The organism is Mordavella massiliensis (genome assembly GCF_016901695.1).
In the GTDB taxonomy this organism is placed as follows: Bacteria; Bacillota; Clostridia; order Lachnospirales; family Lachnospiraceae; genus Claveliimonas; species Claveliimonas massiliensis_A.
Genome location: NZ_JACJKS010000023.1, coordinates 21,114 through 35,236, shown reverse-complemented (window position 1 = coordinate 35,236; position 14,123 = coordinate 21,114). Strand labels below are relative to the sequence as shown.

The following is a 14,123-nucleotide window of genomic DNA, read 5'->3' as shown; positions in this document are numbered from 1 at the left end:
CAAACAGTTATTTTTCGTACAGACCTCGCCTTCATGCGTAAAGACGCCTTCGTCTGTTATCCTGACGTGTGGAGTAGAGGAAGACCCGCTCTCACTGGGACCTTTTATCCCTAATCGTATTGCGTTGGATTTAAGGTATGCTGCATTGCTTCCGTCTACACTATTCGCTCCTATCTCCAACAAGCCTGTTGAACCATTCCGCACATACACCCTTGTGCTGTCAAGATAGATATTCCTGCCAGCCGGATTCCCAATCGTAGCTGTGCTTGCATACACTGGCTCACTTGCCACTCTCCAGTTTGCCCCATCATAGGTGAATACCACGGTCGCTCCTGCCGCCCAGTAAGCATACCTTACGCCTTGCGTATAAATAGCCTTCGCCCCTGTCCCTCCAACGTTCAGCGTTGGGCTTGCGGCATTATTGGCGTAAGTAAACTTCACCGCTACTGTGGATCCGGCTTTCAACGTCAGTTTTCCAGCTGCCAACGTGGCCACTTTTGCGACTGTAGCAGACCCCGTTTCACAGGTAGCATAAAGCATCTGCCCGTCTTCTCCGTCCGAACCACTAGGCCCTTGTGGACCAGTAGATCCCTGTGGGCCTCTCTCTCCTTGTGGGCCTTGGGGACCTGTATCCCCTGTCTCCCCTTTTTCACCTTGTGGTCCCTGTGGACCTGTCTCGCCCTGTTCGCCTTTGGGACCAGCGGGGCCTTGCGCTCCAGTCTCACCTTTTTCACCCTGCGGACCGGTATTGCCTTGGTCTCCCTTAGGGCCTTGTGGTCCAATTTCTCCTTGAGGACCGGTCGGACCAGTAGCTCCTGTATCACCCTTCTCCCCCTTTGGCCCAGTATCGCCTTTATCGCCCTTTTCACCTTGTTCCCCTTTAGGGCCTGTGGCACCTGTCGCTCCAGTAGATCCTTTTTCTCCGGTCACGCATACTTCTGTTGTGGTTGTCGCCGTATTATCCGTATAGGTGATGATACTACGTGTCCAGATATATTTTCCATTCGCCCATCCCGGATAAGTGGTGGACCAACTGCCGCCGGAAAGGGATGTTGCCGAAGTAGATTGATAATACTGCTCCACAATACTAGTCACACCTTTCCCATCTTCTCCGGCAGGACCAGTATTTCCTGTGGCACCTGTATCGCCCTTATCGCCTTTGGGACCTGTGGCTCCAGTACTTCCTTTTCCACCGGTAATACATACGGGATCTGTCTCTGCCATACTGGTATCTGTATAAGTAATCACTGTTTTTGACCAGACATACTTTCCATCCACCCATCCCGGAGCATCGGTCTGCCAGGATCCTCCGGCCAACGATGTGGCTGATGTGGACTGATAATACATAACATCCACACTCTGAACTCCCACACCGTCCGCTCCTGCATCACCTGTATCCCCTTTGTCTCCTTTCTCGCCTTTTTCGCCTTGAGATCCTTGAGGCCCTTGAGGTCCGGTATCACCAGTTTCCCCTTTTGGCCCCTGGTCACCGGTTTCCCCTTTATCTCCTTTAATTTTCGTCCAGGAATACTTTGTCGGATCCGTGCTATCCGAAGCAATATAATCTGTATACTGACCAATATACAGTTTGTTAACGCTGTCTGTAGTAGAAAATCCACTGGTACCAGTTGCATTATTTGCATAAGCAATATGCAGATACGGTGTCTTCCCGTCAGCTCCTGCCTTTCCAGGAGTTCCCTGCGCTCCATCTGCACCCTTTATCTTGCTCCAGGCATAGTCAGAAGGATTATCGCTGTCTGTCGAAATAAAATCGACATACATACCGATATAATCACGGTCGCTGTCAGACACAGAGAAATCCGTCTGGCCATCCGCACTATTGGCGTAAGCGATATGCGTATAACTGGTCTTCCCGTTTACTCCATCCTTTCCGTCAGCTCCTGCAGGCCCAGGAATTCCCTGGTCTCCCTTCTCGCCTTGAAGTCCCTGCAGTCCGCGCTCTCCCTGTTCGCCTTTTTCTCCCTGGGGGCCTTGAGGGCCTTGAGGACCCTGCTCGCCCTGCGGACCGGTTGGACCTACAGGTCCTTGATCACCTTGTTCACCCTTAGGACCTTGCTCACCATCTTTTCCATCCTCGCCATCTTTCCCCGGCTCTCCCTGGGGACCTTGTGGTCCTTGCGGTCCTTCTGCACCATCCTGGCCATCAAGAACATTACTAACCGTTACTTCGCACATTCCACGTAGGATCCCGTTTGCATCCGTGGCCTCATATCGATAGACAGCCTTCCCGGACACATCCGACGCCTGCACAGCCAGACTCTTGCCTGTCCCAGCAGACACGCCGTCCTTCTTCCAGCTGATTGTCATCTCATCAGTCAAGTCCGTTCCGGCATCCATGACCGATGCAGTCAATGTGGTCTGTCCTTCACCGTTTTTGAATACAATTCCATTATCAGATAATACAGAACAGGTATATGTACGGTTCTGATCAACCAAAGCCTGAACCCTGTTTATAATTTCTGGGTCGATCTGGCTCTGCTGTTCCCGGAAGTTGCTGAAAGTGGTCTTGTTTCGTGTCGGATCCGTAAAGCTGCGGATCTGTTCAGATACCCTGGCTTCCAGGTACAGCGTCGGATTATACCCATCATCCTCGATATCTACCGTATCTCCGATATTAGTATCAAAATACCCGTCAACATCATAGCTGACCTGCGGAACAGACAGTTTCTTAAGTTCTGCCAGCGCCTGCCCGTAGAGTGTATTGACATTGTCGGTATCATAGTCATAGATCTTAGCGATATACCGGTCATTCTCCTTGCCCATCAGATTGGACGGAAAGCGGTCCCTTGCCTGAACGGCAAGAATGTTCCTGTTCCCGGACGGCGAACTGAACTCCACATTCCCGTCTGCATCATACTCGGTTTTGTTAAGTGAGGTCACCGTCAGGCCATCCCTGCCAAACGGCCGGATCGCAGTGTACAATTCCGTAATATCTGATGTCTTCCGGATCCCTTCCACGTTCACGCCATACCGCAGCGTTACATCTGTCCGGCGTGTTCCCATACCCTGGTTCTCGTCATCGTGTTCTTTATAGACATTCATTGTGATCTGCTTCAAAGAATAGTCTTCATTCAGCTCGGCCACAAACTCCACTTCTGCTCCAAATGTGTTTGCAAGGGAATAGATCCGCGCAAGGATGGTATCCGTGCCGGTCCATTCCGTCTTAATCTTCTTATCCGCCACCTCGTTAATGCCGATCTTCACAGTCTGCTCATAATCTATGACGGCCATGTACTGCACGAACGTCATAGCGGACGCAGCGCTGTACTTTTCTTTCTCCTCGTTCAGCAGCTCGAAAATAAGACCGTAAGACTCAACAAGGATCTCCTCTTCGTCCTCTTCTGCCCGCATGATGTTCAGATAGTATTCTTTGTCACGATAAACGAACGCAAGCTTATTCCCAACGGTCAGGTACTGCGCATCCTCATGATCCGCGCTGGCCGTGAAATTAAATGTATATGCGCTGCCCTGCAGATATTCATGCAACTCATCATCATAATAATGCAGGCCATCCGGAGCCTCATTGTCCAGATATGCCTGCACTTGATCCTGCGTATCCAGGACCGCGATCCTTATATTTTCCATTTACAAATATGCCTCCCTTATCCTTGCCTCGATCGTCGGCGGTGGATCTGCAAAGTCTGAATAATAAAACTGCACCTTGGTTTCCCCCGGGGGGACCTTGAAATATTTGCTCCCCTTTACCTCATCCTGCTGGCTTGGCACGCCATCTACATAGACCTTTGTTGTCTTTCCGTCTACATAGACCACGCTGTCCTCCGGATACCGGTTCGGGATGTCCTTTAAATACTCCACGTTGTCTTTCTGAAAATAGAGATACCCGAAGTACATATGAGTCACAAGGTTGGATTTACCACGATTGCTGTACTGTATTTCAGAAATGGACACAGAATATGCCTCTTTATCTTTGAGAGAGGAATCTGTATAGGTATACTTCTTCCCGGCAAAATGGAACTCAAAAGTACCGCCGCTCTTCCGCATCTTGATCACGCCGCCTTTGGCTGTGTATGACCAGTATCCCGGTTCATACTGTGCCTTCCCTTTCTCCACGCTTCCCACCTGGAATTTCGCATTACAGATGTTTGTGTTCGTGGAACTCTTCACGATATGCATAGACATGATCTGCTTCCCGGAGCTGTCTCCGATCACCACCTCGATCGCACCGGTCTGTGGCACCTTGCCCGTTTCAAACCACATAGTAAACTGGCAGGTAAAGTTCTTAGCCCCTACAGATCCGCTGGAATCTTCTGGCAGAATCTTCTGCGCGATCGCTCCATGCCAACTGGATCCACTGCCAACGCTGTCCAGGGATAGCCATTGCCGTCCTTCCAGCGACACGCTTCCCCAGGTGCCGTTTCGGCCGTAATCATAATTTTTATCAAAGATGCCTTCTCCAACCGTAAAAGCAGATAGAAACTCTGATGCGCTATCACACCGGAACAGGACCTCCGATTTTTCGGCCGGAACAGCGTCCACCTCGTCAATCTTACCTAGCTGAATGGCGCCGTACTCAGACACAATGCCGATAAAACCATTCTCATGATTGTGCGTGATCTCATAGCTGACGGGTACAGCCTCGTTCCCGTCATTCTCGATCGTAGCTTCCAGGATTCCTTCCTCATTGGCGGATGCCTGGAAGGTTTTTTCCACAGTTGAATACTTCCGGGGATCGCAACAGTAAATGGAAAACTCACCTGTCACGTTCAGGCGGCCTTCCGGCACATCCCCGGCATTGCTCCTCGTTCCGATAAAATATTTGTCCGGTTCATCCGCAAAAATGATCTCTGCCTCTTCCTGTCTGAGGATTGCATTCAGATGATTGAACCGTGCCCGGAACTGCTCCGGGGTATCGGAAAGGAGCTGATATCCTACCGTAATTGTCCTGGACACCGTCCGACGCCCCCGGTATTCAGCCCCGTCTATCATCCCGATCTGAAGTTCGGTGATTTCTTCCTCTGTCAGTTCCCGGCCAAGGACATATAGCGTCCGGTATCCCTCTATTTCATTTTCAATATACTTGCCATTAATCTTCATGGCTTCAGACGGGAGGCTGCTTCCTACAGCCCCCTCATCCACATCAACAAAGTTATACATTTCTACCCCTTTATGCCCTTGATCATATTCTTAACCTTCTGCTTCTTGTTCAGCTCCGCTTCCGTATACGGCGCTGTCACCCGGGCTACTTCCCGGCCTTCCATTTCAACCGGTACGATGATTGTGTACCTGGCCGATCTGGTATAGTTATAATTTTCATCCAGATCCCGGATGCCGCCGCCAATGGTCATGCCAATATCCGGCACCGGAACCAGCGAAGGAACAGTAAACAACTCCAATGTTGCTGCTTTGGCTTCCCGGACCTTATCCAGGATCCCGTTCACCCAGCCAACACCGAAGAAGCCGCCCAGCTTTGTGGATACCTTTGACGGGCTGCCAATCTTCGCCTTGGCCACGATCGCCGCCTCTGCCGCTGCAGCCAGAGAAGCTGCAGCACTTCGCACGGCGCCCACCTGAGATCGGATACCATTTGCCAGACCTACGCCAATGTAAACGCCACTGCTGTATGCGCCGCTCTGGGCGGACCGCATAGCAGCCACAATAGATGCTGACATCGCGACCGCTGTTGATACCGCTCGGCTCATTCCAGCCGTAACGCCGTTGTTGAAATTATTCCCTACCGCCTGTCCGGAACTCTTGGCTTTTCCTTCTGCATTAGAGAACTCGCTGATCAGTGACTTGATAGCTGACTTCGCCTTGTTTCCCAGTGCGTCCAGGCCGTCATTTACCACGCTTACAGACGATCTCATACTCGACAGAGATTTCTGTGCGCTCTTCGCGTTATTCGCTATGGATTTCATGCTTGAATTGACGGCCACCAAAGCTACGGCCATTGCGGCCGTTCCTACCGCCCCTGCCGTCATTGCAACGCCAAAGGCAGTAGCCCCGGCTGTGCCAACTAAAAATACCGCGCCAGTTGCTGCCAGAGTCGCTGTCACAACAAGTAGGATTGCGCTCAGCGCTGTTGCTGTGACCAAAAATGCCGTAAACCCAGCGGCACTTGTCAATGAACCGGTGGCTACCAATAGTAGTGCAGCCCCTACAACTGTCAGAGAAGCAGCTACCAAAGCAAGCCCGGCTCCGAGCGCAACTGTTCCAACGGACAAAAGCAGGACACCCGCTGCCGTTACTGTCACACCAGCACCAACCAACCCGAGTCCAGCGGCAACAACCGCTAGCCCTGCACCAAGTGCTACTGATGCAACTCCTGCGGCGGCAGCCCCAGTTGCAAATACTAGTAATCCGGCTCCAAGCATTGCAATCGATGCCGCGCCAGACGCTCCACTTGCCGCGATCTGAGGGAGTACCAGAGACATTACTGTAAGGGCCGCAACGGCTACGAGTGTGCCAGCAGAAAGTACCAATATTGCTACCCCAAGGGCCGCGATACCAACTGCCGCCACAGTAATACCCGCGCCTAATACAAGAGCTGCTGCTCCCAAGGCTGCTATCGGTATCGCACATGCAGCAGCACCAGCAGTTAACGCAAGCAAAGCAACACTTGCCTGGACTCCATTTTGTGCGATGACTGGCAAAGAGACTGCCAGCAGTGCAGATCCGGTGCCTGCAAGAAGAAGACCCGTCCCTAACAATACTGCAGTTGCCGCAAGCGCCCCTACGCCAACCGCAGCGGCAAGAGCTCCAACGCCAACCGTGACCAGGCCAGCCCCCAGTACAACGGATGCTGCACCGGCAAGAATCGCACCCGCTGCGAATACGGTCATGGATGCTCCAAGAGCTATGATTGCTACGGAACCCTGCAGCCCATACGCTGCTATCGTAGGTAATACAGCTGCAACTATAGCAAGGGCCGCGCTTGCCATAAGCGCGCCGGTACCAACCAGTGCGATAGCTGCACCCAAAGCGATAAAACCAACTGATCCCGCTGTAAGTGCTGGCCCGAGTACCGCTGCCAATGCCATCAACCCAGCCATTGCCACGACCATTCCGGCCATAACTGCTATTGCGGGAGTGCCAGCATTAGTAAGATTGATTGCAGCAGAACTCATCGCATACATTCCAGCACCCGCAATCAGGATAGCTGCTCCAAATGCAACTAACCCAACAGATGCAGTAGTAAGTTGTGTCCCGGTTTTTGACGCTCCTGCTGCAAGAAGAGTCATAACCCCTACCATCCCGGCCATAACTGCTACAGCTCCTGGTCCTGCATTTGTCAACTGTATCGCAGCCTGCGCCATAATATATAATCCAGTTGCCGCCAGGGCAATACCAGCACCAAATGCCATAAACGATGCCGCCGACTGCAGAAGCATCTTTCCGCTTGTCGCAGATGCCGTTCCAACCGTTTTTGTTGCACTGCTTACTCCGAATAATTTCTGCGCAAGTCCACTGATCCCATTTCCGGCAAGCGACATGATCCCTTTACCAAAGGCCATCACTCCAGGAGCCACAGCGCTCACAGCCTTGAACGCCATATAGGCCATTAAGAGCTTCGGCAGATTACTAATCAATACAGCAATAATGTCCGCATGATCCTCCAGAAACCCGGCAAATGTCTCCAATGCTCCTCCGGCTATACTTAAGGCATCACCGAAACCTTCTACACTCTTCGTGGATCCGAAACTGCCATTCAGCTTCGACATTTCCCCGGAGATAGCCGAAATTGCATCACCAAACGCAGCACCAACCTGGCTTACAACACCAACAGCCGTATCCCAGTAAGGCTTGATCTTATCTAACCCAGTTGTCAGTTTAGATGCGATCTTTTCCCCATCCAATTCTCCGACCTTGTCAACAAGTTTGCTGATCGCACTGATGCCGCCCGCCGAAAGAGTATCAAAAGCAGGCTGTAGTTTGTTTGCTGCAGTCTCGGTCAGACCATCCATTGCCTGTCCAACCGTCTTGTACTCTGTTGCCAGCTTCGTGAACGACTCGTTTGTCCCGACTTTTGCGATCGCATCAAAGAAATCTTCTGTAGCCACCGTCCCCGCCTGTACGTCTTTGATCAGATCCTGGGTGGATTTCCCCATCTGCTTCGCCACTGCGGCAATTCCGGCCGGTGTCTGTTCCAGCATGAGCTTAAAATCTTCCCAGGCAACTGTCGGTTTCGCTGCCATCTGCGTAGCCTGCTGCGATAGCGTCTTCATTGCCTGGGTAGGATTTTCTGCCGCAGCAGCCAAGCCGCCGAAACCTTTAACCAGCTTTCTTGTATTCTTCGTCCCGACCGCTTCCAACTGAGCAAATGTGGACGCCATATCTGAAGAACTATAAATCGTTGCCTCTGCAAACTCCTGCAGTTCATCCTTAATGGCTTTGATCTCCGATGCCGACTTCCCGTTCATCTCCATATTGCCCTGGAAGGTTTTCCACGCAGCACTTGCCTCATTCATTCCGCCGACAAGGCCGGAGGCCCCATTGATCAAGGCGTTAAAAGCCGTCTGGCCGGCTGCCATCATAACGCCAAATCCAATCCCGCTCGAGAGCGTGGACTTCATATGATCAACATAGTTCGATGCCGACTTCATCGTAGAGGTAAATCCCTTGTCTGCCGCCGACAGAATTGCTTTTACACTAAATGTTTCAGCCAAGTCCTCACTCCCCTTTCCTTAGGATCTTTCCAATGCCAGAAAACCGGCTCCTCTTTGCAGCATGTTTCTTTTTATCCCGTATTTTTTTCAACTCTTTATCATAATCAAAAAATTGCCGGAACCTTTGATAGACTGGCCTTGTCTTTCCTTTTCCGGCTTTCTTTTCTGCTTGGACAGCAAAGTTCAGGAAAGCCTGCCGGTGTTCACGCAAACTTTCGTCCAGCATCCGAAGTTCCAGGGCTTCCATCATGACTTCGTACTGAGCAATTGTTAACTCATCCACCTGCTCAAACGATGTAAAGCCGAAATAGCGAAAACAGGTGACTGCAACTTCCCGGTACTGTTCATCGAAGGTTAATTCTGTTTCGCTCTCTCTTCCTCTATCCTCGTCTCCAACCGAGCCACGATTTTCTTCGTAGCATTTGCTATCTTTAAAAAATCCAGCACATCTCCAAACAGATGATCAATATCCGTATCCGGATCCTCTACATAGCTGTCAAGCAGTGCCCTTGTCACACGCGGAGTCTGTCCTTTGTTTGCCAGATCCAGTGCATTTACCAGATCCTCCGGATCACCGTCAATGATCCCCGCGATCATATAGGTTGCACCGACATCTTTTTTCTTATCTGTAGCATTGTTAATCTTTTCGGAAACCGTCTTGTTAGCTTCCCGCAAAAAACCCATGCCAAAATGAAACTGATATGCCTGTCCATTAATCGTTAATTCAAACATTTTCTTTTTACCTCCATATAAAAAAGTGCAGGAGAAACGGATCTCCTGCCTACGCTCCTGTCTTTTCTGTATCTGCGAATACATAGGATGCAATTTCCTGCTGTTCGTCAGACACTGTTGCGTATCCGTCTGCACCTGTTCCCTCAATCCCGAAAGTCAGCGACGCTTCCGCATGATCTTCCGCACTGGACGTCAGGCCGAATTCAGTGACATAGCCCTGGAAATATTTCGCCGCGAACTTTCCGGCATTATCAGAGGTCCCCGGGTTGTCCAGGTTAACCTCCCAGATCTCTACTTTATCCGAATCATCCACTGCCTTTTCAAGTTTCGTAATCATCTCGTCACTTTCACTTGAAAAGATCGCGGTTGCGGTGATTTCAGTCTCCAGTGCACCCGGCGTCCTGATCGGCCCGTCTTTCGTCTCGGTCGTATCCGCGTCCCGGGACTTCGTCCGTTCGTTCTCCGTCGTAAACGCCAGTGCCGTTGCATCGTCCGTTGCCGCATCTTTCAGGATCCGGTACAGATAAATAATTCTTTTTCCCTGAATTGCACTCATCCTTAACTACCTCCATTTTTATGAAAATTTAAACTCCACTTCCAGCAATCCATGCAGAAGTGGAGTCTTTGTTGTGTTGTCCGGCAGGATCCGCTGAGTCACGTTTGCGATCATCCAGCTATATCCAGCCGTATGTTCCAGACCATAACAGATCTTTTTGATATCAAGCAGCATCTTTGACACCGTCCCCCGCTGCCTGGGATTGTTGTGCCAGACATGGATCGTCTGGTACACACTGCCGATCACAGCGCCTTTTGTTTGCTGATCAGCCTGCTGGCTGTCCGCCAGGTAGATAAACGGATACGGCGTGTCCTCCGGCGGGAGGAAGGTGTCATGCACGACATATTCCGTCTTTTTCAACTGCAGAAGCAACTCTGTGAATAGTTCCTGCTGTGGATCCACGTCGGATCACCTCACTTTACCAATTTTTGCATGTCCTTTCGGAACTCTTTGGATTGCTCCTCAAATGCCGGCTTCAGATAAGGCTGTGCCTCCATGAAACGGGTACCAAGCTCCACGTAAGGAGCATATTCTGCCATAGGCTCTACCTCTGCAGACATACCGCCATCTGCAATTTCAAGTCCTATGCTGCGCTTCAGCGTTCCAGTATCCACCGGGGCGTTCTGCTGTGCTTTTGCCTGCATTTCGGCTCCATTATGTCTGACTACTTTCTTCACGTCTTCCATCCGGACGTTCTGCTTCAGCTTCTTCTGCAGTTCCTCAAGCCCTACAACCTTAATTCCACCCATCACTGCACCCCTGATACTACAAACGTATGCTTCAGCCGGAGTTTCCGGGAGTAATCTACCGCATACAGCTTATTGCCCACCCGGATCCGGTCAAACGGCTCCTCGTAGTGGTTCTGGATCTGGATCGTAAGGCTCCCCTGCTTCGGGCCGTCATAGACCAGCCGCAGCGTTTCCTCACCGGTATTCATAACGGACGCATACCGCGGGGTTTCCTCCACGGTATCATCCGCATAATTCCCGGTGTTCGGATTATACTCGCCGGGAGTGATCCTCTGGAAATATACTGGTGTATCATATCTCATGCCCAGCGGATCCCTCCTTTTGAAACATCAATGTTCTTCGTATCCTTATATGCCTGGATATCATCCATATAGGCGTCAAAATCCGAGCTCAAGAACCCGACACTTTCCCCTTCAACCGTATGCGACTGAAAGCCCTCCGAACCAATCCGGTTGTACCGGATGATCGACACCTCTGTAACGATATAATCCAGGTCATTGCCCGGATCAATACCGCCCAGAAGCACCTTCAGCCGGGATGTTGTTGCGTCCAGGATCCACTCCAGCTTCTGATCCAGCTCTTCATCCTTCTGGCCGGACAGCCCCAACATCCGTTTCAAATCTTCCAGCATGCTCGCCACCGCCTTCCTACTTCTTCGCAGGAGTCGCTTCCTTCACCTCTTTGATCAGGGGAACGCCACGCTTATTGTCCTTTCCGGCCAGTTCTTTCAGCCTGCTTTCATCTACCTTTTTGCCCTCGCGGGGGAAAACATCCCCCACTTTATACTCATGATAGATCGCTCCGTTCTTTGTACTAACGGAATCCTGCAGATCATGAAATCCTTTGATCACCTTATACATGTTCTACACCCCCTGACTATTCGTCCGCCTTGGCCGTCACAACCTTGGAACCTGCCTTCAGAGCCAGATACTCCGCATCACACTCCACTACCGTGATTGTTTTGCCCGTTTCGGCTGTGATGTCAGACACCCCGTCCCAGGCAGTCCAGTTCCGGACGCTCTGTTTATAGGTCACTTCTGCCGCGGCATCGCCGATCTTGTATTTGTAGGAATTCCCATCACCTTTCGCCGGAGTTACTGTAACCTTCGTATCGCCAACTGCCGTTCCTGCAGCGGAGTTCACTGTCAGGGCGCCAATCTGGGACGTTCCTGCCTCCAGTTTCACGAATGCCTCATCCTTCACGATCATGAATGCCACATCCATCGTCACACGAAGGGCCGCCAGTTCCTGCTCAAACAGGTTCACCGGAGTACCGTCTGCATTTTTCAGGGTAGACAGTTGTGCGGACTCATCAATCTTGTAGGACATGCCAAACGGAATACCGTAGTACATGTAATCAAAATCGCCGGCATACAGGTTTCCTCTATCCATTCCCTTCAGATCAGCGACCGGAAGCCCATCGATGGTATTGGCTCCTCTGTCATACAGGGACTCCACAACAACGCCGTTATCGATCTTATGGACGTTCCTAAGAGTGCTGCGGTTCTTCTTTGTGGAAATGAACGCATTCACATCATAGTCTTCATCATTCAGGGCATCCTCCATAGCCAGGATGTTATCATAGGTGATCCCACCACTGATCAGATTACCGGCAGCAAGAGCTGATTCCTCTACAGACTGAGGGAACGGGTTATCCATGTTGAGAATTGCCGCCTCATCAAATTTCTTGTAAAATGCCTCCGCGATCTTGGGCTTCATCTTCTCGAAGAAGTCGGATACTTTATAGTGCAGGAACTCCCTGGAGCAGGGAACGATGACGCCGATTTTTTTGGCAACCATCTTTGCCTGCATCCACTGCGGTTTGGATGTCTGGATCTTCTCGCCCTCACCTACCCAGTAACCGCCGGGACCTTTGGCAAAATACTCAAACTCCTTTTCCTTGCCATCCATCTCCTCATACTTGGCCAGTTTCATTACCTGGCTGCCGTTCATGACCTCTTTCAGGATCAGCTCATTGTACTTTTTCGGGATGGTTCCATCCTTGTGTTCGTACATGGTCACATTGTCCGGATCAAATGTCTGGCCGAACATCTGCAGATTCATCTTTTTTAAGATTTTCTTATTTCCATTCATGTTTCTCATACCTCCATTTATTTAATGATTCTGGCTTCTTTTGCCATCTTACCGATATCCAGTGTCTCTTTCCCGCCACCGGAGAAACCGCCGCCCTCTTTAGGAGTGGTCTGTCTGGCCTTGCCCTTAACAGCCTCGTTTACAGCCGCATTGAACAGTTCCGCAAAGGAATCCACTGCCTTTTTGGTCTTCTCGGCATCCTTGGACACCATAAACTCCAGAAGGTTATCAGAAATATTGATCCCCTTCTCTGAAAGCTGCTTCCTTGCTTCATCCCGCATGCCGGCGAGCGTCTTCTCATCCTCCAGCTCCTGGATCCGCTTCTCAAGCTGCTGCTGTTTATACTCCGCTTTTTCCTGGGCATTCATTTTGGCAAATTTCTTCGCCTCATCATCCTCTTTCTTCCGGGTCTTCTCCCATTCAGCCTTTTTCCGCTTGACCAGCTCGTCTACTTCTTTGACGGTATATCTTTTCTCCCCATCCGGGTCGTCGTCCTCATCCGAATCTTCGTCTTCCGGGTCGTCGTCATCAGAACCACCGCCTCCGGTACCGGGATCTGTTCCGCCAGAACCGGGATCACCGCCGGATCCACCGCCCGGATCTTCCGCAAACAACTGCAGCATCATGAATTCTTTAAATTTCATTAGTTGTTACCTCCTGTGTCTATTTCCGTACTTTAAGGACATCACGCCTGTCCGCCGTAGCTTTGAACGGTTCCACGCCTGCCGTATCCGTAAGGTTTTATGACGCTCACGCCTGGTCATGCAATCCGGACATGATCCGGAAACTCATCGGCAATCTGACAGATGCCAATGAAAAAGGAATCCACCAGAAGCGTTCCTGCTTCCGACAGATCCCCGTAATGTATATCAGCCCTTCCGGGCGATATCTCATATTCAATTTTATCACTGATCAGACTCTCCACGGATCTGATCAGCCCCTGCACCAGCGCTGTCACGCCGGCACAGACAATATCCTTTCCGGCTTCCGCATACTCTGCATGGCCGGAAACCGTGATCCCATACTCCCGGACGCTCACTGCAATCAAATGGCATCACTCCTTTGCTGTCCCGGTCGTTCCCCGCCGGTGGGAGATGTCTGGATCACCGCCTCTCTACTGATAACCACTTACCGTCAAATGATATCGTATCTCCGATTTCAGCCATCCGACCATCTATCCTCACTCCTTTCAGCTTCTCTGCTCCGTCTATAATGCAATAGACATATTTTACACTGCCATAATTAATGCGGGCAGCCAGCCAATCAGGTGCCAGCATGTCCACATCTTCAGTTATCCTGTATTCATATTTCGTAATGACACCTCCTAAAAAATGGGCGTAAAAATAC

General features: G+C 50.9%; 15 protein-coding genes. All 15 read right to left on the bottom strand.

Going from position 1 to position 14,123, the window contains the following annotated elements; genetic code table 11:
- Positions 1 to 3,606 (bottom strand): phage tail spike protein (locus H6A20_RS11990; RefSeq protein WP_204907354.1); only part of this gene is annotated, 3,606 nt, incomplete at its 3' end.
- Positions 3,607 to 5,136, bottom strand: coding sequence for a distal tail protein Dit (locus tag H6A20_RS11985; RefSeq protein WP_204907353.1), 1,530 nt, complete (start codon positions 5,134 to 5,136; stop codon positions 3,607 to 3,609).
- Positions 5,137 to 5,138: 2 nt separating this feature from the next.
- Positions 5,139 to 8,645, bottom strand: coding sequence for a tape measure protein (locus H6A20_RS11980; protein ID WP_204907352.1), 3,507 nt, complete (start codon positions 8,643 to 8,645; stop codon positions 5,139 to 5,141).
- A gap of 4 nt (positions 8,646 to 8,649) precedes the next feature.
- On the bottom strand, positions 8,650 to 8,895 hold the full coding sequence (locus tag H6A20_RS11975) for a hypothetical protein (RefSeq protein ID WP_204907351.1): 246 nt from the start codon (positions 8,893 to 8,895) through the stop codon (positions 8,650 to 8,652).
- Positions 8,896 to 8,999: 104 nt separating this feature from the next.
- A complete protein-coding gene (locus H6A20_RS11970; RefSeq protein ID WP_204907350.1) occupies positions 9,000 to 9,377 on the bottom strand; it encodes a tail assembly chaperone in 378 nt (125 codons plus the stop codon).
- A 49-nt stretch (positions 9,378 to 9,426) separates the two neighbouring features.
- Complete coding sequence (locus tag H6A20_RS11965) at positions 9,427 to 9,933, bottom strand: phage major tail protein, TP901-1 family (protein ID WP_204907349.1); 507 nt, start codon at positions 9,931 to 9,933, stop codon at positions 9,427 to 9,429.
- A gap of 18 nt (positions 9,934 to 9,951) precedes the next feature.
- Entirely contained in the window at positions 9,952 to 10,335 is a 384-nt protein-coding gene (locus H6A20_RS11960) for a hypothetical protein (RefSeq protein ID WP_204907348.1), read from the bottom strand.
- 11 nt (positions 10,336 to 10,346) lie between these two features.
- On the bottom strand, positions 10,347 to 10,682 hold the full coding sequence (locus tag H6A20_RS11955) for an HK97-gp10 family putative phage morphogenesis protein (protein WP_204907347.1): 336 nt from the start codon (positions 10,680 to 10,682) through the stop codon (positions 10,347 to 10,349).
- Complete coding sequence (locus tag H6A20_RS11950; protein ID WP_204907346.1) at positions 10,682 to 10,984, bottom strand: hypothetical protein; 303 nt, start codon at positions 10,982 to 10,984, stop codon at positions 10,682 to 10,684. The genes H6A20_RS11955 and H6A20_RS11950 overlap by 1 nt, the downstream gene beginning before the upstream one ends.
- Positions 10,981 to 11,313 (bottom strand): phage head-tail connector protein, encoded by a 333-nt coding sequence (locus tag H6A20_RS11945; protein ID WP_204907345.1) that lies wholly within the window; start codon positions 11,311 to 11,313, stop codon positions 10,981 to 10,983. Before H6A20_RS11945 ends, H6A20_RS11950 begins: the two co-directional genes overlap by 4 nt.
- 16 nt (positions 11,314 to 11,329) lie before the next feature.
- Positions 11,330 to 11,542 carry a hypothetical protein gene (locus H6A20_RS11940; RefSeq protein WP_204907344.1) on the bottom strand — a complete coding sequence of 71 codons (213 nt, stop codon included), beginning with the start codon at positions 11,540 to 11,542 and terminating at the stop codon, positions 11,330 to 11,332.
- Between the two features lie 16 nt (positions 11,543 to 11,558).
- On the bottom strand, positions 11,559 to 12,746 hold the full coding sequence (locus H6A20_RS11935) for a phage major capsid protein (protein WP_243426214.1): 1,188 nt from the start codon (positions 12,744 to 12,746) through the stop codon (positions 11,559 to 11,561).
- Positions 12,747 to 12,793: 47 nt separating this feature from the next.
- Positions 12,794 to 13,420: a DUF4355 domain-containing protein gene (locus H6A20_RS11930; RefSeq protein WP_204907343.1), complete on the bottom strand. Its 627-nt coding sequence runs from the start codon at positions 13,418 to 13,420 to the stop codon at positions 12,794 to 12,796.
- Between the two features lie 116 nt (positions 13,421 to 13,536).
- Positions 13,537 to 13,815 (bottom strand): ribosomal-processing cysteine protease Prp, encoded by a 279-nt coding sequence (locus tag H6A20_RS11925; protein ID WP_338106706.1) that lies wholly within the window; start codon positions 13,813 to 13,815, stop codon positions 13,537 to 13,539.
- 64 nt (positions 13,816 to 13,879) lie between these two features.
- Positions 13,880 to 14,059 (bottom strand): hypothetical protein, encoded by a 180-nt coding sequence (locus tag H6A20_RS11920; RefSeq protein ID WP_204907357.1) that lies wholly within the window; start codon positions 14,057 to 14,059, stop codon positions 13,880 to 13,882.
- Positions 14,060 to 14,123: the final 64 nt, after the last annotated feature.

Bases quoted from the DNA above. Each gene is read 5' to 3' on its own strand.
- H6A20_RS11985 (WP_204907353.1), bottom strand. From the start codon at position 5,136: ATGTATAACTTTGTTGATGTGGATGAGGGGGCTGTAGGAAGCAGCCTC.
- H6A20_RS11975 (WP_204907351.1), bottom strand. From the start codon at position 8,895: ATGATGGAAGCCCTGGAACTTCGGATGCTGGACGAAAGTTTGCGTGAA.
- H6A20_RS11970 (WP_204907350.1), bottom strand. From the start codon at position 9,377: ATGTTTGAATTAACGATTAATGGACAGGCATATCAGTTTCATTTTGGC.
- H6A20_RS11965 (WP_204907349.1), bottom strand. From the start codon at position 9,933: ATGAGTGCAATTCAGGGAAAAAGAATTATTTATCTGTACCGGATCCTG.
- H6A20_RS11955 (WP_204907347.1), bottom strand. From the start codon at position 10,682: ATGGGTGGAATTAAGGTTGTAGGGCTTGAGGAACTGCAGAAGAAGCTG.
- H6A20_RS11950 (WP_204907346.1), bottom strand. From the start codon at position 10,984: ATGAGATATGATACACCAGTATATTTCCAGAGGATCACTCCCGGCGAG.
- H6A20_RS11945 (WP_204907345.1), bottom strand. From the start codon at position 11,313: ATGCTGGAAGATTTGAAACGGATGTTGGGGCTGTCCGGCCAGAAGGAT.
- H6A20_RS11940 (WP_204907344.1), bottom strand. From the start codon at position 11,542: ATGTATAAGGTGATCAAAGGATTTCATGATCTGCAGGATTCCGTTAGT.
- H6A20_RS11935 (WP_243426214.1), bottom strand. From the start codon at position 12,746: ATGAATCTGCAGATGTTCGGCCAGACATTTGATCCGGACAATGTGACC.
- H6A20_RS11930 (WP_204907343.1), bottom strand. From the start codon at position 13,420: ATGAAATTTAAAGAATTCATGATGCTGCAGTTGTTTGCGGAAGATCCG.